This is a genomic window from Rhizobiaceae bacterium (genome assembly GCA_023953845.1).
In the GTDB taxonomy this organism is placed as follows: Bacteria; Pseudomonadota; Alphaproteobacteria; order Rhizobiales; family Rhizobiaceae; genus Arvimicrobium.
Map to the genome: position 1 here is coordinate 1529454 of JAMLJC010000001.1, position 19349 is coordinate 1548802.

Genomic DNA, 19349 nt, shown 5'->3' on the forward strand with positions numbered 1-19349 from the left:
GGACACGCGGCACGGCGTGTCTTTCAGGTCGTGCCGCATGTCTGCATGGTCCTATTCCGCTTCGTTGGCCGAATCCGCGTTCAGCAGGCCGTACTTTTCCTCGCCGATCGAGGCGAGCAGATCGAGCTGGCTCTCGAGGAAGTCGATATGGCCTTCCTCGTCGGCGAGCAGTTCCTCGAACAGTTTCATCGTCACATAGTCGCCGAGCTCGTTGCAGATCTCGCGGGAGCGCTTGTAGGAGGTGCGGGCGTCATATTCGCCGGCGAGGTCCGATTCCAGCACCTCCTTGACGTTCTGTCCGATCCTGAGCGGCGCCACCGATTGCAGGTTCGGGTGGCCTTCGAGGAAGATGATGCGCGCCACCAGCTTGTCCGCGTGGTTCATCTCCTCGATCGATTCCGCCCGCTCCTTCTTGGCGAGCTTGGTATACCCCCAGTCCTCAAGCAGCCGGTAGTGCACCCAGTACTGGTTCACCGCGCCGAGTTCTAGGAACAGCGCCTCGTTAAGCCGCTCGATGACCTGCTTTTCGCCCTTCATGGGTCCTGCTCCCGAATTGAGACCGCAGCTCTCGCACGCGATCTAGGTGTGAAACGATATCCGCGCCGCTCGCCTCCGAGCGGGCGTGGTAATTCTCGGTTACCCGGATGATCGTTTCGACCACATTTGGGAAGCAGCCGCAACAGCGGCCCCGCTTTTTCAGCGTGTGGTAGACCTTGGCAGGGACGATGAGCTGCCAGGCGTCCTGCTCGAGCAGGGATATGATCGTCTGTTCGATCTCCTTTTCCGTTATGATGTTGCAGTGGCAGATGAGCATTTCGGACTCTGGAACTGGCTGCGCGGCGCCATCGGCGCCGCATGGCTAGGCGCTGACGCTTACTGGAAGACCTTGTCCGGCGCGTCGAGGCTGTCGGAACCCTCGAACTCGATCGCGTCGAGCTTGAGCGCGGCGACCGCCCGCTCGATCGATTTCGTCTGGTCGACGAGCGCATCGATCGCGGCCTGCACGGTCGCGTTGCCTTCCGTATTGCCCTCGCCGATCTGCTGGTCGTAGGCTTCGCCGCCGACGGCCTTGGCCTGGATGGCTTCCATCCTGGCGACGGTGGCGTCGAGCTTGCCGGAAAGCTCGGTATCGACGGCGGCATCCGCCTCCTTGACAAGATCACTCACCGACGGACCGTCGACGACGGAGCCGTCGATGCGCTTGTAGCTGCCGCTATAGACGTTGCGGATGCCGACCGCGTCGTAGAGATGCGAGATATGGGTGTTGTCGAAGAAGCAGTCATGCTCCTCCTCCGGATCGTGGAGCAGCAGGCCGAGCTTCATGCGTTCGCCGGCCAGCTCTCCGTAGGAGAGGGAGCCGAGGCCGGTGAAGATGGTCGTGATCGCCGCATTCGGATCGGCCTTCTCCAATTCCACCCGCGCCGCGCCGCCTTCCTTCCAGTTGTCGACCATCTCCTGGAGGTCGGAGACCAGAAGGGTGCTTGCGGCCTGGAGGAATTCCGCGCGCCGGTCGCAATTGCCGCCGGTGCAGTTCGCCTTGTCGTAGTCGGTGTAGGGACGGTTGCCCGAGCCGGCCTTGGTGCCGTTGAGATCCTGTCCCCAGAGCAGGAATTCGATGGAGTGGTAGCCCGTCGCCACATTGGCCTCGATGTCGCCGGCCTCCTGCAGCGTGTTCTGCAGAAAATCGGGCGTTATCGCGGATGCGTCGACCTTCTGGCCGCCGATCTCGATCTCCTTGTTGGCGATCACATTGGCCGTATAGAGCGTGTTCTCGTCGGATTCGGTGCCATAGCTCTTGTCGACGTAGTCGATCAGGCCTTCATCGAGCGGCCAGGCATTCACGCGGCCTTCCCAGTCGTCGACGATGGCATTGCCGAAGCGGTAGGCTTCCGTCTGCTGGTATGGGATGCGTGCGGCTTTCCATGCCTCGCGCGCGGCGTCGAGGGTTGCCTGCGACGGCGCGGCGATCAGGGCGCCGACCGCCTTGTCGAGCGCCTGCGCGGTCGTCAGCGCATCCTGATAGCCGGCCAGCGCGATATCGGCGTAGGTCTTGACGACCGCTTTCGGATCGGTCGCGGCCTTTGCGGGCAGCACGAAGACGGCGACCGTCAGCAATCCCGCCGCGGCGACGGCGGCAAAACGGGCCTGCGCCCTCGAAATCGTGTAATGCCGTGTCATTCGGTTCTCCCGTGGAAATATTCTGCGAAGATGGATGCCGCGATGCCGGTGCCGTCGGAACGCAAGGGGAAGGAGGCGTGGCGCGGCGAACGGCAATCAATGCTGCCGCAAACGCTCTGCCCGGAGACGGCCTCAAGCTGCAAAGCGGATACGCCGCGACCCCGGCGGTTTCGACCAGACATCCTTTTCCTCCAAGCGAAAGGGTTCAAGGCCCCGACGTCAAAGGGCGCGCAGGTGGCGCGTCATGGCCATAAAAGCCGCGTTTCGTCCGAAGTCAATCGGGAACATCGAGGAAAAGCGCTTGAAATCAATAGGTTGGAATTATTCTAAACTGCTATCCTCATGTTTTTACAAGGTCGCGAAGGCCATCCGGCGGAAAATGTGCGCGTTTGTCGCAGCGGCGACTCAGGAGTCCGGGATGCCGAAGACGATCTCCAGCTTCTCCCAGCTTTCGTCCATGGCGAAGGTGGAGGACAGGATCGGAATGCCGAAATGCCCGAAATACATGGAGAGCTGGCGCTCGGCCGTCTCCTCGTCGACTCCCGCTATGCGGTTGACATAGATGACGGAAGCCAGCCCGGTCCTGTCGGCGCCGGTATAGCAATGGATGAGTATCGGCTTCGGCACATCGCGCAGCCGCGTGATGAGTTCGCGGGCGCGCTCGACCGGCAATTCCCGGTTCGCGGACATGGGGAAGTCGATGAATGTGATGCCCAGTTCCTCGGCCGTGTGTCTTTCTTCCTCGTACCAGGCCTTGCCGGGATGCGCGCCGCGCAGATTCACCACCGTCCGGATGCCGAACCGTGCCGCCTCCCGCCTCAGCATTTCGGCGGATGGCTGCGCAGAGCGGTAAAGCTCCCCGGCGATGACTTCGTGGAAGTTTCCGGTGTGCCTCAGCACGGCCTGGAAGGCGAGAGCGACCAGAGGCAGCGCCACGGCAATGAGCATCACGCGCCGGAGCATTCGCCAGAAAATCGGTTTCATCGGGGAAATATCCTGAGGCGCGGTTGCGGAGCGCCCCGATTGCGGCCGATTTTCGACCGGCGGCGGATGCGTCGAGGTCCGGACAACAAAAAAGCGGGCCGGTGCCCGCTTCCCTTGTTTCCCGCGATCAAGCATCGCGCCGATTCATCCACGGTCTGCGATACGATCCGACAGGACCAATGCAACAGGAGCTTCACGGGGACCTCACCGACAATCTGAAGGGACATCCGTCGTCCGCATCCGCTGCTTGCCGCTATATAGGCATGCCGTGTGACAGCAACAAGACAGGCTGGAGGCGGGTAGCCGTCAGCCGGTCGCCTTGCTGGAATTGCGCAGCAGCATCAGGTTGCGGATGTAGATGAACAGGCCCGTGAACTGCCCGAGGATGAAGACGGGATCGCGCCGGTAGATGGCGTAGCTCAGCAGGATGATCCCGCCGGCGAGGCTGAAGTACCAGAAGGCGTTCGGAATGACGCTGCGCTTGCTGCGTTCCGAAGCGATCCACTGCACGAAGAAGCGCATGAAGAACATGGCCTGGCCCAGAAAGCCGATGCCGAGCCAGATCGTTGCCATCGTGTTTTCCGTCATTGGGTGTTCGCCTTGACTTCCGTCGGTCCGTAATCTTCCGGCAGCCGCCGCCGGGCCAGCCACGCAGCGCCCATCAGGTCGGTTGCGCCGACAAGGGCACGGTTCCAGAAGCCGTATTTCGATGTCCCGTGCACCCGTGCCCGGTGCGAGACCTGCACATGCGCGAGCTTCACGCCGTTGCGAAGCAGCAGCGCCGGAAGGAACCGGTGCATATGGTCGAAATAGGGCAGGCCCAGAAAATCCTCCCGCCGGATCAGCTTCAGGCTGCAACCCGTGTCGCGGGTGCCGTCATTGAGCACCGCCGCGCGCAGGCGGTTCGCCAGCCGCGAGGAGATGCGGCGCAGCGTGTTGTCGTTGCGCTTCGCCCGCTGGCCGAGCACCGCGATCTTCGGCCGCTGCGCGGCTTCGGTCCAGTAGCGCTCGTAAAGCAGGGCGATGTCGGCGGGGTCGTTCTGCAGGTCGCCGTCGATGAAGGCGAGCAGTTCCTGGCTCGCCGCCCGGCCGCCCGACAGGAAGGCGGCCGATTGGCCCATGGGCCGGTCGTGATGTACGACGCGCAGCATCGGCACGCAGAGCATTTCTTCCCTGAGCAGCCTCAGCGTCTCGTCCGTGCTGCCGTCGTCGACATAGACGATCTCGCGGATCGGCGTCCGCTCGGAAGCGGCGACGATCTCGCCGAGGAGGGCCCGGATGTTTTCTGCCTCGTTGAGAACGGGAACGACGACTGAGATCATGGGACGCCAAATCCGACCTGGCCGCACCGGCAGCCCGCTTGCTGAGATCGCCGGCGCTTTCTATTCGCCAGCCGTGCGACTTGCAACCTGCCGCGCGTCACCTCAGCGCCCGGCGTCGGCGGTCCGCTATGCCGGACGGCGCAAACCGAGCTTGTCGATGACCCTCGGAATGGCGATGACCGCAATCAGCAATGCGCCGATATAGACGCTGACCACCTGCCCCGGAATGTTGTTCAGCGACATGCCGAAGGTGACGAGGCCGAGCACCAGCACGGCGAGGAACACGCCGGGGATGGAGCCGACGCCGCCGGCGATCGACACGCCGCCGAGGATGACCATGGTGACGATGTCGAGCTCCCAGCCGATACCGATATTGGAACGCATGGAGCCGAGCCGGGCCGTCAGCAGCGCCGCCGCCAGTCCGGAAAGCAGGCCGGAGACCAGGAAGAGCACGAAACGCAGCCGGTTGACCGGAATGCCGGAAAACCGCGCCGCCGTCGGGTTCGAGCCGATGGCGAAGAGCTGGCGGCCGACCGCCGTCCTGTGCAGAACCAGCCCGAACAGCACGGCAAGCACGATGAAGATGAGGAAGGAAAGCGGCACGGGCGGCACGAACAGCCAGGAAATGCCGGTTTCCTTCATCTTGATGAAGTAGCTCTGGCCGAGTTCGAGGAACTCCGGCGGATATTTGGTCTTCGCCTGGTCGCCGAGGATGACCTGCGTCAGGCCGCGGAACAGGGACATGGTGCCGATCGTCACCACGATCGACGGCAGGCTCAGCCACGTCACCAGCAGGCCGTTGAAGGCGCCGCACAAAAGCCCGATGCCGAGACCGACCGCGAACAGCGCGCCCGGCCCGTAGCCCGCCTCCGCCGCATAGCCGATGCCCATCGCCGCCAGCGCGACGATGGCCGCGACGGAAAGGTCAATCTCGCGGACGAGAATGAGCAGCGCCATGGCCAGCGCGATGATCGCCTTTTCGGAGAAGTTGAAGGTGGCGTCCGCGAGGTTGAATACGTCGAGGAAGTAGGGGGAGACCAGCGTGTTGACCACGATGGTCAGCGCCAGCAGGATGACGAGGATCACCTCCCAGCGCATGGCCAGATCGCGCAGGCGGCGCGGCGGCGCGTCGAGCACGGTGTAGCGGTCGGCGGCCGGTTGTGCGGCTGGCGCGTCCATGGTCACACCCTCCGCAGCCGGCGGGCTTCCGGCAGGATCAGCTTGTCCGGCCTCCGCTCCGCGCGCGCATTGATTATGACGGCTGCGAGGATGACCGCGCCGGAAATCGCCATCTGCCAGAAGGGCGAGATCTGCAGGACCGGCAGCGCCGTCATGACGATGCCGAGGAACAGCGCGCCGAGCAGCGTCCCGGCGACCGAGCCGACGCCGCCGCCGATCGACACGCCGCCGATGACGCAGGCGGCGATGACGGTGAGTTCGTAGCCGTTGGCGATCTCCGAATAGGCGACGCCGTAGCGCGCCACCCAGAGATAGCCGCACAGGCCTGACACCGCGCCGGTGATCGAATAGGCGAGCAGTTCCTGCCGGCGCTGGTCAATGCCGCAATAACGCGCAGCCACCGGATTGCCGCCGACTGCGTAGAGTCCGCGTCCGGCGCGGCTGTAGTTGAGGAAGACGTAGAACAGGATCGACACGACGATGGCGATCCACACCGGCGTCGTCAGGCCGAGCACGACCTGTTTCGGAAACGCCTGGAAGACGACGCCCATCTCGGAGGCGTTCACCTGATCGCCGCCGGCGATGATGATGATCATGCCGCGGAAGACGGCGAGCGTGCCGAGCGTCATGACGATCGGCGGGATGTTGAGGAAGGCGATGAAGGCGCCGTTTATCATGCCGAGCACGAGGCCGGAGAGGATGCCGGCCAGGATCATCAGCACCAGCGGCGTGTCGGGATAATACTGGCTGACCAGCGCCGCCAGCATGCCTGAAAGCGCGAGATTCGCCGCGACGGAGAGGTCGATGCCGCGCGTCAGGATGACGACCATCTGCGCCAGCGCCATCATGAACAGCACCGACGTCTCCGTCAGCATGTCGCTGATGTTCTCCCAGGCGAGGAAGACCGGCTGGTACAAGCCGATGGCCAGCATGCCGAGGATCAGCGCAAGAGCCAGCGCGAATTCGCGGTAGTTGAGGACTTTGGTCATGCGGCAAGGTCCCGACATTGCGCCAATGCTTCGGCAGAGCATGTCCCCGCCATCACGCGGCTTCCTTCGCGGCGCCGGTGGCGGCGCCGACGATCTGCTCGGCGCTCCACTTGCCGCGCTGGAACTCGTCGACGATGCGGCCTTCCTTCATGACGATGATGCGGTCGGCCAGCCCCATCACCTCGGGCAGTTCCGAGCTGATGAGGACCACGGCAAGCCCCTCGCCCGCCAGTTCGCCGATGAAATCGTGGACGGCGGCCTTCGAGCCCACGTCGATGCCCTTGGTCGGCTCGTCCAGCACGATGACCTTGGGACGCGTCGCCAGCCATTTGGCGATGACGACCTTCTGCTGGTTGCCGCCGGACAGCTCGCCGAGCCGCTGCTCCCAGCTCGCCGCCTTCACTGCCAGCCGCCTGCCGAGACGGCGCGTCTCCGCCTGCTCGGACGACCGCGACAGGAACAGCCCGCGCACATGTTTGAAAAGGTTCGCGAGGGTTACGTTCTCGCGGATGCCGAGGGACAGGATCGCGCCCTGGTCCTGACGGTCCTCAGGCACGTAGGAGATGCCGGCGGCGATGGCGTCGGACGGCGCGCCGATGGCGAGCGGCCTGCCCTCCAGCCTCACCGCGCCGCGTGTCGTCGGCGTGATGCCGAACAGGCCCTGCATCGCCTCGGTACGCCCGGCGCCGACAAGCCCGTAGAGGCCGAGAATCTCGCCTTTGCGCAGGTCGAAGGAGACGTCGGCATATTCGGTGGCGTTGGAGAGGTCCTTCACCGAAAGGATCACCTCGCCGATCGGCACGTCGCGCTTCGGAAAGACCTGGTCGACCGGTCGGCCGACCATCATGCGCACGAGCTGCGCCTCGGTGACGGACGCGATTTCGCCTTCGCCGACCTTCTCGCCGTCGCGCAGGCAGACGAAATCGTCGGCGATGCGGAAGATCTCGTCGAACTTGTGGCTGATGAAGATAATGGCGCGGCCTTCCGCCTTGAGCTGCGCCACGATGCGGAAAAGATCGTCGATCTCGTTCGCCGACAGCGCCGCCGTCGGCTCGTCCATGATCATGACGCGCGCTTCGTGCGAGAGCGCGCGGGCGATCTCGACCAGATGCTTCTGGGCGACCGACAGCCGCTTCAGCTTGAAGTCGGTCGGGATGGCGGCGTCGATGCGTTTCAGCAGCTCGGCCGACTTCGACCGCATCTCGCTCCAGTCGACCAGCCGCGCCGAACCGGTCGGCATGTGGCCCATGAAGATGTTCTCGGCGACGGTGAGCTCGTCGAACATCGCCGTTTCCTGATGGATCGCGGCGATGCCGGCCGCCCAGGAATCGCGGGGAGACGAAAAGTGGCGGATTTCGCCGCCGACGCGGATCTCGCCTTCGTCCGGCCTGTAGATACCGGTGAGGATCTTGACGATGGTCGACTTGCCGGCGCCGTTCTCGCCGAGCAGCGCCGTGACGCGGCCGGGTTTTAGCGACAGGCTGATGTCGTGAAGGGCCCGGACGCCCGGGAAGCTCTTGGAAACGCCGGAAAGGGTGAGAATGGGTTCAGGCATTGTTCGGGTTTGGGGGCCTGTGAGCACACGGTCCTTCTCCCCTTGTGGGAGAAGGTGGCCGAACGAAGCGAGGTCGGATGAGGGGTGCTGGAAGGTTCGCCAGCGTCTCATTTCTTCCAACACCCCTCATCCGTCGCCCCGTCTCGACTTCGCTGTGTGAATTCGAGGGCGACACCTTCTCCCACAAGGGGAGAAGGTGGGCATGCGCCCAGATCAGAAGATCTTGGCGAACTCCTCGACGTTCGTCTTGTTGAACTCGAAGGGCTCGCCCATGATGCACTCGCCGTCCTTGCCGACGGTGGTCTCGCCCTTCTTGCCCATAGAGAGCTTGGCGCCTTCGGCGGTGTCCTTGCCGTTCAGGATGTCGGCCATGATCATGGTCGAGGAGTAGCCGTATTCCACCGGGTTCCAGATGGCGAAGGAATCGCAGGCGCCCGCGAGCACATAGTCCTTCATTTCCGAAGGCAGGCCGAGGCCGGTGATGAAGACCTTGCCGGCAAGGCCGCCGTCGACGATGGCCTTGGCGCCCGAGCGGATGCCGATCGTGGTCGGCGAGATGACGCCCTTGAGGTTCGGATGGGCCTTCACCAGACCCTGCATCTCGCGATAGCTCTTGTCGTCCTGATCGTCGCCATAGACGGTCGCGACAAGCGGCATCTCGGCGTATTCCGGCTTCTTCCACTCCTCCTTCATGGCCTCGATCCAGGAGTTCTGGTTGGTCATGGTGGAGGCGGCCGAGAGGATCGCGACCTCGCCCTTGTTGCCGAGCGTCTTGGCGATCATCTGCACCTGCTTGGCGCCGATCAGCGGCGTCGAGGAGGCGGAGAGATGGACGAGGCGTCCGGCCGGCGCGATGGCCGAGTCGAAGCTCATCATCTTGATGCCGCGGTCGGCGGCCTTCTTGCCGACCGGAACCAGCGCGTCGGCGTCGTTGGCCGAGACGATGATGCCGTCGACCTTCTGCGCGATCTGCGCGTCGATCACCGCGATCTGCTCCTCGGCGGTCGGCTTGGCCGACGCGGTGTAGATGATCTCGATGCCGCCGAGTTCGGACGCCGCTTCCTTGGCGCCGTTGGCGCAGGCGTCGAAATAGCTGTTCCCGAGATTCTTGACGATCATCGCGATGCGCTTGTCCGCGGCGCGGGCGCGCGTGGTGATGATCGCCGGGGCGGCCAGCGCGACGGCGGCGCCGCCGGCAAGCTGCAATACGGTACGACGAGTGGTCTTCATGGCAATTTCCTCCCTGCCATCGATAATGCACGAAACCGGACAGGCATGCGCCATTCCGGCTTTTCGCCGAGAGTTTCGGCGGAAAGATCTCCGTTCCGGCCCGACGCGCCGATCCTCCTGATCGGCGTCGCTGCCGCAGCTACAAGCTATCACCAAAATCCGCCGCCGCAACACGTTGACGCAAACGATTGGCAGTAAGTTTTCACGAGAGGTGCCGGCGTGGCCGTCCTATGCTGCCTGGAGCAGGCTGAGGGCCACCGCCTCTGCCACCTTGATGCCGTCGACGGCGGCGGAGAGGATGCCGCCCGCATAGCCGGCGCCCTCGCCGGCCGGGAACAGGCCGCGCGTGTTGACGCTCTGGAAATCCTTGCCGCGCCGGATGCTGACCGGCGAGGAGGTGCGCGTCTCGACGCCCGTCATCATCGCGTCGGGATGATCGTAGCGGGCGATCTGGCGGCCGAACGCGGGCAGCGCCTCCCGCAGCGCCTCGACCGCGAACGATGGAAGGCATGGCGCGAGGTCGGTCGGCAGGACGCCGGGCTTGTAGGATGGGATCACCTCGCCGAAGGCCGTCGAGGCGCGGCCTGCGAGGAAATCCTCCACCCGCTGTCCGGGCGCGACGTAGCTGCCGCCGCCGGCGGCATAGGCGACGGATTCCCACTGGCGCTGGAGGTCGATGCCGGCCAGCGGATGGCCGGGATAGTCCCGCTCGGGATCGATGCCGACGACGAGCCCGGAATTGGCGTTGAACTCCTTGCGCGAATACTGGCTCATACCGTTGGTGACGACGCGCCCCGGCTCCGAGGTGGCGGCCACGACGCGCCCGCCGGGGCACATGCAGAACGAGTAGACGGTGCGGCCGTTGCGGCAGTGATGCGCGAGGCTGTAGGCGGCCGCGCCGAGGTCGGGATGGCCGGCGCAACTGCCGAAGCGCGCCTTGTCGACCCATGATTGCGGGTGCTCGATGCGCACGCCGATGGAGAACGGCTTTGCCTCCATGTGGACGCCGCGCCCGTGCAGCATGCGGAAGGTCTCGCGCGCGCTGTGGCCGACGGCGAGGATCGCATGCTCCGTCTCGACATATTCTCCGGTATGGAGATGGAGGCCGCGCAGTGTCCGCGTGCCGTCCGCCGCGGTGGAAATCTCGATATCCTCGACGCGATGGCCGAAACGGTATTCGCCGCCGAGCGAGCGGATGGTCTCGCGCATGCTCTCGACCATGGTGACGAGCCGGAACGTGCCGATATGCGGATGCGCCTCGGTTAGGATTTCCGGCGGCGCGCCGGCCGCGACGAATTCCTTCAGCACCTTGCGGCCGAGATGGCGCGGGTCCTTGATCTGGCTGTAGAGCTTGCCGTCGGAAAAAGTGCCGGCGCCGCCCTCGCCGAATTGCACGTTGGAATCCGGATCGAGCACGCCCTTGCGCCACAGGCCCCACGTGTCCTTCGTCCGCTCGCGCACCACCTTGCCGCGCTCAAGAATAATTGGCCGCAGACCCATCTGGGCGAGAACAAGCGCGGCAAGCAGTCCGCCCGGCCCCGCGCCCACCACGATGGGCCTCGGCCTGTTGTAATATGCGGGCGCTCTGGCGACGAAGCGGTACTCCGTGTCGGGCGACGGCTGCACCTGATGATTGCCGGCGAAACGGCGGACGACGGTCGCCTCGTCGCGCAGCGTCACGTCGACGGAGTAGACCATCAGGATGGCCGACTTGCGCCGCGCATCGTTGGCCCGCCGCGCGATCGCGAAATCGACGATCTCCCCGTCCGCGACGCCGAGGCGGTCGCGGATCGCGTCGCGCAGCGCTTCGGTGGGATGGCCGAGCGGCAGCTTGAGTTCGGTGAGGCGCAGCATGGCCGACCGCTCTATCCACTCCCTCGACGCCGCGCAACGTGCCGGGATCGGCATGTCTCCTACGCCAGACCGACTCCTTGGAATGAAATTCCCCAAACGGCAAAAAGAAAGCAAATCGTTCCGGTTAAATGCGGAAATGCTCGTCCTATAAAGGAAAAGGAGCGCCGATTTGAGCATGCAGCTTGCGGGCGCGTAACAAATGCAGCTAAAGCGCGGAGCAAAAAACCTCCCGCAGGCTGATGCCGGACGCTTGTCCGGGTCGATGAACCGGGCCGCAAGGACGCGGCCCAACGCATGGGGGAGTTTTTCCGATGAAGTCTCTGTCTCGCCGCCTTTTCCTTGGCCTCGCGCTTTCGCTCGGCCTTCTGCCGGCAACGGGCGCATTTGCCGCCGACAAGCCCGACGCCATCACCATCGACTGGGCGACCTACAATCCGGTCTCAATGCTCCTGAAGGACAAGGGCTGGCTGGAAGAGGAATTCGCCAAGGACGGCATCACCGTCAACTGGGTGCAGTCCGCAGGCTCCAACAAGGCGCTGGAATTCCTCAATGCCGGCTCGATCGACTTCGGCTCCAGCGCCGGCGCCGCCGCACTGGTGAGCAAGATCAACGGCAACCCGATCAAGACCATCTACGTCTATTCCAAGCCCGAATGGACGGCGCTGGTGACGCTGAAGGACAGCGGCATCAGCAGCGTCGTCGACCTCAAGGGCAAGAGCGTCGCGGTAACCCGCGGCACCGATCCGCACATCTTCCTGGTGCGCGCCCTGCAGGATGCCGGCCTGTCGGAAAAGGACATCACGCCCGTGCTTCTCCAGCACGCGGACGGCGCGACGGCGCTGGTGCGCGGCGACGTGCAGGCCTGGGCCGGTCTCGATCCGATGATGGCCAATGTCGAACTGAACGAGGGCGGCGTGCTCTTCCATCGCAACGCCGACGCCAACACCTACGGCGTGCTCTCGACCCGTCAGGAGTTTCTGGAGCAGTATCCCGATCTGGTGCGCCGCGTGCTTGGCGTTTACGAACATGCCCGCAAATACGCCATCGAGAACCCGGCCGAGCTGAAGGCGAGCTTCGTCGCCGCGACGAAGCTGCCGGAAGCGGTCGCGGACAAGCAGCTCGGCGAGCGCACCGACCTTGGCAACAGCGCCATCGGCGCGCCGCAGCGCGACGCGATCCTGCAGGCGGGGCTGGCCTTGCAGAAGGCCGGCGTGCTCGACGCCGCCATCGACGTGCAGAAGTCGCTGGACGACCTGCTCGATGCGAGCTACGTCCCGGCCGGAAACTGATCCTGACAGCGCGATGACGGGCGGCGCCAACGGCCGCCCGCCTCGTCGCGAGGACGTTCGATGGCAGTGGCGGAGACCAGCATAGGCGACGATGCCGCCGGTGAGCGGCACGGGACGACGTGGCGCGCGCGGCTGGGCGGCCCCCTGCTCGGCCTGCTCCTGCCGGTGGCGCTCGCCGTCGGCTGGGAAATCGCCGTGCGGGCCGGATTGTCGAACGGCAGGCTGGTGCCGCCGCCATCGGTGATCATCCAGACATTCGTGCAACTCGCCAAGGGCGGCGAGCTTCAAAGCCACGCGCTTGCGACGCTGACGCGTGTGCTGCTCGGCTTCGGCGCGGGCGTCATTGCCGGCACGATCGCCGGGGCGATCACCGGCTACTCCACCTTCGCCTCGCGGCTGCTCGATCCGACCTTGCAGGCGCTCCGCGCCATCCCCTCGATCGCCTGGGTGCCGCTCTTCATCCTCTGGCTCGGCATCTTCGAGGCCTCCAAGATCACGCTGATCGCGGTCGGCGTGTTCTTCCCCGTCTATCTCGGCGTCATGGGCGCGGTGATGTCGGTCGACCGCAAGATCGTCGAGGTCGGCCGCGTCTTCCGCCTGTCGGGGCCGCAGATGGTGCGCCGCATCCTGCTGCCGGCCGTGTTGCCGGCCTATGTCGTCGCCCTGCGCTCGGGCCTCGGCCTCGGCTGGATGTTCGTCGTGGCGGCGGAGTTCATGGGCGCGTCGCAGGGCCTCGGCTACCTGCTGATCGACGGCCAGCAGCTCGGCAAGCCGGCGCAGATCGTCGCGGCCATCGTCGCCTTCGCCATACTCGGCAAGATCACCGACTGGCTGATCGTGCTGGCGACGCGGCCGCTCCTGCGCTGGGAAGACCGTTTCTCGCGCGTCGGGGCAAGTTGAGATGCTCGTCCTCGAAGGCGTCAGCAAGACCTATCCGAACGGCGTCCGCGCGCTGGAAGGCGTCAGCCTCACGGTCGACCTCGGCGAGATCGTCGCGATCGTCGGGGGTTCTGGTTGCGGCAAATCCACCATGCTCCGCGCCATTGCCGGGCTGGACGCCCCGACGCGCGGTCGCATCGCGCTCGACGGCGCGACGATCAGCGCGCCGCATGAGAAGATCGGCATCGTCTTCCAGGAGCCGCGCCTGCTGCCCTGGCTCACCGTGGCGCAGAATGTCGCCTTCGGCATCGGGCATCTGCCGGCGGCGGAGCGCGCCGCGCGGGTCGACACCGCGCTGGACCGCGTCGGGCTGGCCGACAAGGCGCATGTGTGGCCACGCGAACTGTCCGGCGGACAGGCGCAGCGCGTCGCCATCGCTCGGGCCCTGGTGCCCCGGCCGGAAGTGCTTCTGCTGGACGAGCCCTTTTCCGCGCTCGACGCCTTCACCCGCGCCGATCTGCAGGAGCATCTGCTGGCGCTGTGGGCCGATTCGCGCCCGACGCTCGTGCTCGTCACCCATGATGTGGACGAGGCCATCGCGCTCGCCGACCGCATCCTCGTCATGAAGCCGCGGCCCGGCCGCATTTTTGACGAGATCAACCCCGGCCTGCCCCGGCCGCGCGACCGGCGCTCCGAGGAGTTCGACGCGGCGCGGCGGCAGGTGCTGGATTCGCTCGACCGCTCGCTGGAGCGCGAATCGCCAACGGCGATGCGGGAGCGGATGCTGGAGGCCACCTATTCGATCTGACGGGGGCTCCGTCGGTCCGCATCACCATCACAAAGATGACTGAGGAGATTTGCCATGGACGCCGCCGAACTGCGCGCAATGCAGGCGCCGATCAAGGAATGCTACCGCAACGACCCCGGTGCGGGGCTGATCACGCTCAAGGCGAAGGGTTCGCTCGATGACACCAGCATCGCCTGCAAGGTCGAGACCGGCCGGGCGCTGGCGGTGGCGGGCCTTCATCCCGCTACCGGCGGCAGCGGGCTGGAACTCTGCTCGGGCGACATGCTGCTGGAAGCGCTGGTGGCCTGCGCCGGCGTAACGCTGAAGGCCGTGTCGACGGCGCTGGAAATCCCGCTGCGAGGCGCGGAGGTTTCGGCTGAAGGCGATCTGGATTTCCGGGGGACGCTCGGCGTCGCCAAGGACGCACCGGTGGGCTTCGCCGAAATCCGCCTGCGCTTCGCCGTGGACACGGATGCGGAACAGGAAAAGCTCGACCAGCTGCTGAAGCTGACGGAGCGCTATTGCGTGGTCTACCAGACGATCAGGAACGGGCCGCAGGTCGACGTCTCGCTCGTCAGGGCGTGAGCCGGAGAGTCCGCGCCGCCTTCCGTATGGACGCGGTGGAAACCTTCCGACATAAGGCAGGCGGGCCGACCGGAGAAACCAGCTCGCATGTATGATCTGCTCAAGGGAATGCGCATCGTCGAGGGCGCATCCTTCATCGCCGCGCCGTCCTGCGGCCTTCATCTGGCGCAGATGGGCGCGGAGGTGATCCGCTTCGACATGATCGGCGGCGGGCCGGATTTCAACCGCTGGCCGCTATCGCCCGAAGGCGCAAGCTTCTACTGGGAAGGCCTGAACAAGGGCAAGAAGTCGATCGCCGTCGATCTCGGCTCGCCGGAGGGGCGCGAACTCGTCCATGCGCTGATCGCCGCGCCCGGCAGCGACCGCGGCATGTTCCTGACCAACTTTCCCGCCGCCGGCATGCTCGCCTACGATCGCCTGCGGCAGCGGCGCGAGGATCTGATCGTGCTCAGGGTAATGGGCCGCGCCGACGGCACGCCGGCGGTCGACTACACCGTCAACAGCGCCATCGGCATTCCGCAGATGACCGGGCCCGCGTCGCTGGGCGACGAGCCCGTCAACCATGTACTGCCGGCTTGGGACCTGCTCACCGGAGCCTATGCGGCGTTCGCGCTGCTGGCTGCGGAACGCAACCGGCGCGAGACGGGGAAGGGGCAGGAAATCCGCCTGCCGTTGAGCGACATGGCCATCGCCTCGCTCGGCCATATCGGCCAGATCGCCGAGGTGGCGGTCTCGGGCGCCGACCGCCCGCGCTACGGCAACGACCTTTTCGGGGCCTTCGGGCGTGATTTCGTCACCCGCGACGGCCTGCGCATGATGATCGTCGCGATCACCACCCGTCAATGGTCGGGCCTGGTCGAGGCGCTGGAGATCGGCGCGGCGATCAAGGACGTCGAGACCGAGATGAATGTGTCGTTCGACCGCGACGAGGGCATGCGCTTCCGCCATCGCGACCGGCTCGACGCCTTGGTGGCCGCCGCCGTCGCGCAGCGCGACCTTGCGCCGCTCGCCGCCGCTTTCGACGCGAAAGGCGTGTGCTGGGGGCCGTACCGGACATTGCGCGAGGCGCTGGCCGAGGACCCCGATCTTTCGACCGCCAATCCGCTGCTGTCGATGGTCCTGCACACTTCCGGCTACGAATATCTGACGCCCGGTGCCGCCGCGACTCTTGTCGGCGCGGAGCGGGGCCGCGCCGTTCGCGCTCCGCGTCTGGGAGAACATACGGACGAAATCCTGACCGACACGCTCGGGCTGCCGTCGGCGACGATCGCAGATCTGCACGACCGTGGGATCGTCGCAGGGCCCGCGAAGGACGGCGCATGACCGTCGCTGCCTGACGCTGTCGCGTTTCGTATTCGCCGGCGATAGTCCAATGGCGAGGAGACTACTCGATCTCGACCGGATTGGAGGCTACTTCGACAACCTCGCTCTGCTGGTAAAGATGTATCCCCAGCACGAGGATGCTCACGACGAATATGCGCGCGATGATGATCTTGTTGCGTCGCTCCAACCGGCCCTCCCCCGCCTTTGGAAGATGCCATCAAAAGAGGCCGTCGTCCATGTCGGGCTTGCCGGGGAATCGCGGCCTTTGGTCCCGCTGCGCTAACCGGTCCTTTACCAACTGTCGGAAAGATGGGCGCGCGGAAGAGTTTCGAGTTCCGCCAGGCAACGGACCCGCTCTGGAGACAGGGCGGGTCCTTTCGCGATCCGGGCGACCCCCCGGTCCAAGTCTATGGCGAAGCGTCCGCGCTTGCGGTTCCATGTTCCGCCTCGTCCGGCGGCTTGACGTTGTCGGCGCTTTCCGGCGCGCGGGGAACGTTCGGGTTGTTCTCCGAGCGGTCGCGGAAAAGCGCCGAGCGCCCGAGCAGTATCAGCGTCACCGGCGTGGTCAGCGTCACGAAGACGCCGATCAGGATCTCGTGGATCACAAGGCGGCCGGTGGAGGCGCTGAAGATGATCATCGAGCCCATGACCATGCCGGCCGCGCCCCAGCTCGTTCCCAGCGTCGGCGCGTGCATCCGCTCGTAGAAGGTGGACAGGCGCACGAGGCCTATTGTGCCGAGCAGCACAAGGCCTGCGCCGAGCAGCAGAAAGGCAGAACCCGCGACGGCGGCCCAGAGCGGAACATCGGCGAAGGTGAATGTCATTCGATCACCTCGCCGCGCATCAGGAACTTCGCCAGCGAGACCGTCGCCACGAAGCCGAGCATGCCGATGATCAGCGCCGCCTCGAAATAGAGCGTCGAGCCGGTGCGGATGCCGAAGGCCAGAAGCTCCAGCATGGCGCAGACATAGAGCGCGTCGAGCGCAAGGATGCGGTCCTGTGCGCGGGGCCCCCGGATCATCCGGAACACGCAAAGGCACATGGCGAGAGCGAGCGCCCCCTGCACGATCCACAGCGTGACGGCGAGGATCGTGGCGCTCATTCGAAGATCTCCACCAGGAGGCGTTCGTAGCGGTTGGCGATGAGATCGACCCACTCCTCCCTGTCGACCAGATCGAAAACGTGGATCAGCACTTCGCTGCGCGCCGAATTGTAGTCGAGCCATGCCGTGCCGGGCGTGCTGGTGATGATGATCGACAGAATGGCGAGACCCGAAGGATGCCGCAGGCGGATCGGCACCGTGATGAAACCGGAATGCCTCGGCCGTTCGTGTATGGACAGGAGGAGCGACGAGACCGCCATGTTGGAGCGGATGATGTCGTAGAGGACTATGCCGGTCAGCTCCGGTATGGCGAGCCAGCGCCGGATGTGCGGGCTTTTCTCGCCGAGCGCCTTCAGGGCCTGGCAGGCGAGAACCGCCACGGCGACCGCCAGCACGAACTGGCCGAGGGTGAAGCCGGCAAGCAGCAGCCACATCAGCATCAGCCCGAGGCCGAGCAGGGGATAGGGGAGAAGCCTCATCGATCCTCCCTTTCCGCGAAGGGCGGCACGCGCTCGGCGCCGAGCACGGAGTTCAGATAGTGACCGGGCTGATGCAGTTCGGCGGCCGTCGCCTCCATCAGGTTGATGATCGGACCCGCCGCCACCGCCACGCCGATCAGCATGGCGAGCAGCAGCAGGATGGGCGCGGTCTCCATCACCGTCACCTTGGGCATGAACGGCTCCACCGGCGCCCAGAAGACGCGGATGCCGACGCGCGCCAGCGCGATCAGCGCCACGAGGCCGGAGAGCAGCAGCAGCACAGCGAGAACCGACCGCATGCCGACGCTGGCGCCGATGTCGCCAGTGCCTGGCCCCAGCACGCCGGTCAGGATCGCCAGCTTCGCCAGGAAGCCGGAGAACGGCGGCAGTCCGATCAGGTTGAGCGCCAGAAGCCCGAAGCCGATGCCGAGCACGGCGACGGCGCCGGGCATGACGCGGCCGACCTCGGGGTCGTCCTCTTCGGTCTCGTCGCCCTCGCCATAGGCTTCCTGCGTGACGCCGAGAACGCCGGCGGTGATGTCCTGCTCGCGTTCCAGAAGCTCGACCAGCATGAAGAACGCGCTGACCGTCAGCGTCGAGCTGAGCAGATAGAACAATGCGCCCGCCGTGCCGCCCGGCACCGAAATGCCGAAAGCGGCGAGCAGCGTGCCGGACGACATCAGGATGAAATAGGCGCTTGCCCGCTTCATGGATTGCGAGGCGAGAACGCCGATCGAGGCGAAGGCGAGCGTCGCCGCGCCGCCGATGAAGATGACGACCGAGCCGAAGGCCGCGCCGTCGCCCGGCAGCAGCAGGGCCAGCCTGAGCAGCGAATAGATGCCGACCTTGCTCAGCATGGCGAAGACGGCCGCGACCGGGCCGGCCGCTGCGGAATAGGCCGGCACCAGCCACAGGCAGAGCGGCCACATGCCGGCCTTCACCAGGAAGACGAGGCCGAGCAGGGCGAGCCCGACATAGAGGGCCGGCTGGGCGAAACCCTGCAGCGTCTCGGCGCGCACCGCGATCTCGGCGAGGTTCAGGCTTCCGGTCGCGCCGAACACCATGGCGATGCCGATGAGGAAGATGAGCGAGGCGACGAGGTTGACGGCGATGTAGTGCAGGCCGGAGCGCACGCGCTGCGGCCCGCCGCCGTGCAGCACCAGGCCGTAGGACGCGGCGAGCATGACCTCGAAGAAGACGAACAGGTTGAACAGGTCGCCGGTGAGGAACGCGCCGTTGAGCCCCATCAGCAGGAACTGGAAGAGCGAATGGAAATGCGGGCCGACCCGTTCCCAGCGCTCCAGCGCGAAGAGGATGGCGGGCAGCGCCAGGGCCGCCGTGAGAACCAGCATCACCGCCGCCAGCCGGTCCACGACGAGATTGATTGCGATGGGCGCGGGCCAGTTGCCGACGAGATAGACGATCGCCAGCGGCTCGCTGCCGAGATGGACGCGCGCCAGCAGCGTGATCGCCACGGCGAGCAGCCCGACGGTCGAGATCAGCGATATGGCGAGCTTCAGCCGCCGCTCGCGCTCCTCGAAGAAGAGCATAAGCGCGCCGGCGAAGAGCGGGATCAGGATCGGCGCGATGGCGAGATGCGAGGGTGCCGCGATC

At 65.7% G+C, this 19349-nt stretch carries 20 protein-coding genes; 5 read left to right on the forward strand and 15 right to left on the reverse strand.

Going from position 1 to position 19349, the window contains the following annotated elements; genetic code table 11:
- Nucleotides 1–51: 51 nt before the first annotated feature.
- The 11 genes from bfr to M9955_07680 all read right to left on the reverse strand — a co-directional run bounded on the left by bfr (nucleotide 52) and on the right by M9955_07680 (nucleotide 11345).
- Entirely contained in the window at nucleotides 52–537 is a 486-nt protein-coding gene (gene bfr, locus M9955_07630) for a bacterioferritin (protein MCO5081516.1), read from the reverse strand.
- Nucleotides 503–814: a (2Fe-2S)-binding protein gene (locus M9955_07635; protein MCO5081517.1), complete on the reverse strand. Its 312-nt coding sequence runs from the start codon at nucleotides 812–814 to the stop codon at nucleotides 503–505. Before M9955_07635 ends, bfr begins: the two co-directional genes overlap by 35 nt.
- Before the next feature lie 59 nt (nucleotides 815–873).
- Nucleotides 874–2178, reverse strand: a complete 1305-nt coding sequence (locus M9955_07640) for a peptidase (GenBank protein MCO5081518.1) — start codon at nucleotides 2176–2178, stop codon at nucleotides 874–876.
- 405 nt (nucleotides 2179–2583) lie between these two features.
- Entirely contained in the window at nucleotides 2584–3126 is a 543-nt protein-coding gene (locus M9955_07645; GenBank protein ID MCO5081519.1) for a dual specificity protein phosphatase family protein, read from the reverse strand.
- A gap of 342 nt (nucleotides 3127–3468) precedes the next feature.
- The gene (locus M9955_07650; protein MCO5081520.1) at nucleotides 3469–3735 is read right to left on the reverse strand and encodes a lipid-A-disaccharide synthase N-terminal domain-containing protein; all 267 of its coding nucleotides are present in this window, start codon (nucleotides 3733–3735) and stop codon (nucleotides 3469–3471) included.
- An 11-nt stretch (nucleotides 3736–3746) separates the two neighbouring features.
- Nucleotides 3747–4484: a glycosyltransferase family 2 protein gene (locus tag M9955_07655; protein ID MCO5081521.1), complete on the reverse strand. Its 738-nt coding sequence runs from the start codon at nucleotides 4482–4484 to the stop codon at nucleotides 3747–3749.
- A gap of 126 nt (nucleotides 4485–4610) precedes the next feature.
- The gene (locus M9955_07660) at nucleotides 4611–5663 is read right to left on the reverse strand and encodes an ABC transporter permease (protein ID MCO5081522.1); all 1053 of its coding nucleotides are present in this window, start codon (nucleotides 5661–5663) and stop codon (nucleotides 4611–4613) included.
- 2 nt (nucleotides 5664–5665) lie between these two features.
- The gene (locus M9955_07665) at nucleotides 5666–6652 is read right to left on the reverse strand and encodes an ABC transporter permease (GenBank protein MCO5081523.1); all 987 of its coding nucleotides are present in this window, start codon (nucleotides 6650–6652) and stop codon (nucleotides 5666–5668) included.
- A gap of 52 nt (nucleotides 6653–6704) precedes the next feature.
- Nucleotides 6705–8207 carry a sugar ABC transporter ATP-binding protein gene (locus M9955_07670; protein MCO5081524.1) on the reverse strand — a complete coding sequence of 501 codons (1503 nt, stop codon included), beginning with the start codon at nucleotides 8205–8207 and terminating at the stop codon, nucleotides 6705–6707.
- A gap of 213 nt (nucleotides 8208–8420) precedes the next feature.
- Nucleotides 8421–9437: a rhamnose ABC transporter substrate-binding protein gene (gene rhaS / locus M9955_07675; GenBank protein MCO5081525.1), complete on the reverse strand. Its 1017-nt coding sequence runs from the start codon at nucleotides 9435–9437 to the stop codon at nucleotides 8421–8423.
- Between the two features lie 228 nt (nucleotides 9438–9665).
- Complete coding sequence (locus M9955_07680; GenBank protein MCO5081526.1) at nucleotides 9666–11345, reverse strand: NAD(P)/FAD-dependent oxidoreductase; 1680 nt, start codon at nucleotides 11343–11345, stop codon at nucleotides 9666–9668.
- Nucleotides 11346–11602: 257 nt separating this feature from the next.
- Here M9955_07680 and M9955_07685 point away from each other — a divergent pair, with 257 nt between their 5' ends.
- From M9955_07685 to M9955_07705, 5 genes are all read left to right on the forward strand, one after another.
- A complete protein-coding gene (locus tag M9955_07685) occupies nucleotides 11603–12580 on the forward strand; it encodes an aliphatic sulfonate ABC transporter substrate-binding protein (protein ID MCO5081527.1) in 978 nt (325 codons plus the stop codon).
- A 60-nt stretch (nucleotides 12581–12640) separates the two neighbouring features.
- Entirely contained in the window at nucleotides 12641–13480 is an 840-nt protein-coding gene (locus M9955_07690; protein ID MCO5081528.1) for an ABC transporter permease, read from the forward strand.
- 1 nt (nucleotide 13481) lies between these two features.
- Nucleotides 13482–14267: an ABC transporter ATP-binding protein gene (locus M9955_07695; protein ID MCO5081529.1), complete on the forward strand. Its 786-nt coding sequence runs from the start codon at nucleotides 13482–13484 to the stop codon at nucleotides 14265–14267.
- A 54-nt stretch (nucleotides 14268–14321) separates the two neighbouring features.
- Nucleotides 14322–14831 carry an OsmC family protein gene (locus M9955_07700; protein MCO5081530.1) on the forward strand — a complete coding sequence of 170 codons (510 nt, stop codon included), beginning with the start codon at nucleotides 14322–14324 and terminating at the stop codon, nucleotides 14829–14831.
- Nucleotides 14832–14918: 87 nt separating this feature from the next.
- Entirely contained in the window at nucleotides 14919–16154 is a 1236-nt protein-coding gene (locus M9955_07705) for a CoA transferase (GenBank protein MCO5081531.1), read from the forward strand.
- Nucleotides 16155–16561: 407 nt separating this feature from the next.
- Here M9955_07705 and mnhG read toward each other — a convergent pair whose 3' ends face one another.
- The 4 genes from mnhG to M9955_07725 are packed head-to-tail and all read right to left on the reverse strand — an operon-like array spanning nucleotide 16562 to nucleotide 19348.
- The gene (gene mnhG / locus M9955_07710) at nucleotides 16562–16978 is read right to left on the reverse strand and encodes a monovalent cation/H(+) antiporter subunit G (GenBank protein ID MCO5081532.1); all 417 of its coding nucleotides are present in this window, start codon (nucleotides 16976–16978) and stop codon (nucleotides 16562–16564) included.
- Nucleotides 16975–17256 (reverse strand): K+/H+ antiporter subunit F, encoded by a 282-nt coding sequence (locus M9955_07715; protein ID MCO5081533.1) that lies wholly within the window; start codon nucleotides 17254–17256, stop codon nucleotides 16975–16977. Before M9955_07715 ends, mnhG begins: the two co-directional genes overlap by 4 nt.
- Nucleotides 17253–17735, reverse strand: coding sequence for a Na+/H+ antiporter subunit E (locus M9955_07720; protein ID MCO5081534.1), 483 nt, complete (start codon nucleotides 17733–17735; stop codon nucleotides 17253–17255). The genes M9955_07715 and M9955_07720 overlap by 4 nt, the downstream gene beginning before the upstream one ends.
- Nucleotides 17732–19348 carry a monovalent cation/H+ antiporter subunit D gene (locus M9955_07725; protein MCO5081535.1) on the reverse strand — a complete coding sequence of 539 codons (1617 nt, stop codon included), beginning with the start codon at nucleotides 19346–19348 and terminating at the stop codon, nucleotides 17732–17734. Before M9955_07725 ends, M9955_07720 begins: the two co-directional genes overlap by 4 nt.
- Nucleotide 19349 lies beyond the last annotated feature (1 nt).

Excerpts from the sequence above, each read along its gene's own strand:
- rhaS (MCO5081525.1), bottom strand. The coding sequence starts at position 9,437 with ATGAAGACCACTCGTCGTACCGTATTGCAGCTTGCCGGCGGCGCCGCC.
- M9955_07690 (MCO5081528.1), top strand. The coding sequence starts at position 12,641 with ATGGCAGTGGCGGAGACCAGCATAGGCGACGATGCCGCCGGTGAGCGG.
- M9955_07715 (MCO5081533.1), bottom strand. The coding sequence starts at position 17,256 with ATGAGCGCCACGATCCTCGCCGTCACGCTGTGGATCGTGCAGGGGGCG.
- M9955_07720 (MCO5081534.1), bottom strand. The coding sequence starts at position 17,735 with ATGAGGCTTCTCCCCTATCCCCTGCTCGGCCTCGGGCTGATGCTGATG.
- M9955_07650 (MCO5081520.1), bottom strand. The coding sequence starts at position 3,735 with ATGGCAACGATCTGGCTCGGCATCGGCTTTCTGGGCCAGGCCATGTTC.
- M9955_07660 (MCO5081522.1), bottom strand. The coding sequence starts at position 5,663 with ATGGACGCGCCAGCCGCACAACCGGCCGCCGACCGCTACACCGTGCTC.
- mnhG (MCO5081532.1), bottom strand. The coding sequence starts at position 16,978 with ATGACATTCACCTTCGCCGATGTTCCGCTCTGGGCCGCCGTCGCGGGT.
- M9955_07705 (MCO5081531.1), top strand. The coding sequence starts at position 14,919 with ATGTATGATCTGCTCAAGGGAATGCGCATCGTCGAGGGCGCATCCTTC.
- M9955_07640 (MCO5081518.1), bottom strand. The coding sequence starts at position 2,178 with ATGACACGGCATTACACGATTTCGAGGGCGCAGGCCCGTTTTGCCGCC.
- M9955_07680 (MCO5081526.1), bottom strand. The coding sequence starts at position 11,345 with ATGCCGATCCCGGCACGTTGCGCGGCGTCGAGGGAGTGGATAGAGCGG.
- M9955_07665 (MCO5081523.1), bottom strand. The coding sequence starts at position 6,652 with ATGACCAAAGTCCTCAACTACCGCGAATTCGCGCTGGCTCTTGCGCTG.
- bfr (MCO5081516.1), bottom strand. The coding sequence starts at position 537 with ATGAAGGGCGAAAAGCAGGTCATCGAGCGGCTTAACGAGGCGCTGTTC.
- M9955_07695 (MCO5081529.1), top strand. The coding sequence starts at position 13,482 with ATGCTCGTCCTCGAAGGCGTCAGCAAGACCTATCCGAACGGCGTCCGC.
- M9955_07700 (MCO5081530.1), top strand. The coding sequence starts at position 14,322 with ATGGACGCCGCCGAACTGCGCGCAATGCAGGCGCCGATCAAGGAATGC.
- M9955_07635 (MCO5081517.1), bottom strand. The coding sequence starts at position 814 with ATGCTCATCTGCCACTGCAACATCATAACGGAAAAGGAGATCGAACAG.
- M9955_07645 (MCO5081519.1), bottom strand. The coding sequence starts at position 3,126 with ATGCTCATTGCCGTGGCGCTGCCTCTGGTCGCTCTCGCCTTCCAGGCC.
- M9955_07655 (MCO5081521.1), bottom strand. The coding sequence starts at position 4,484 with ATGATCTCAGTCGTCGTTCCCGTTCTCAACGAGGCAGAAAACATCCGG.
- M9955_07685 (MCO5081527.1), top strand. The coding sequence starts at position 11,603 with ATGAAGTCTCTGTCTCGCCGCCTTTTCCTTGGCCTCGCGCTTTCGCTC.
- M9955_07670 (MCO5081524.1), bottom strand. The coding sequence starts at position 8,207 with ATGCCTGAACCCATTCTCACCCTTTCCGGCGTTTCCAAGAGCTTCCCG.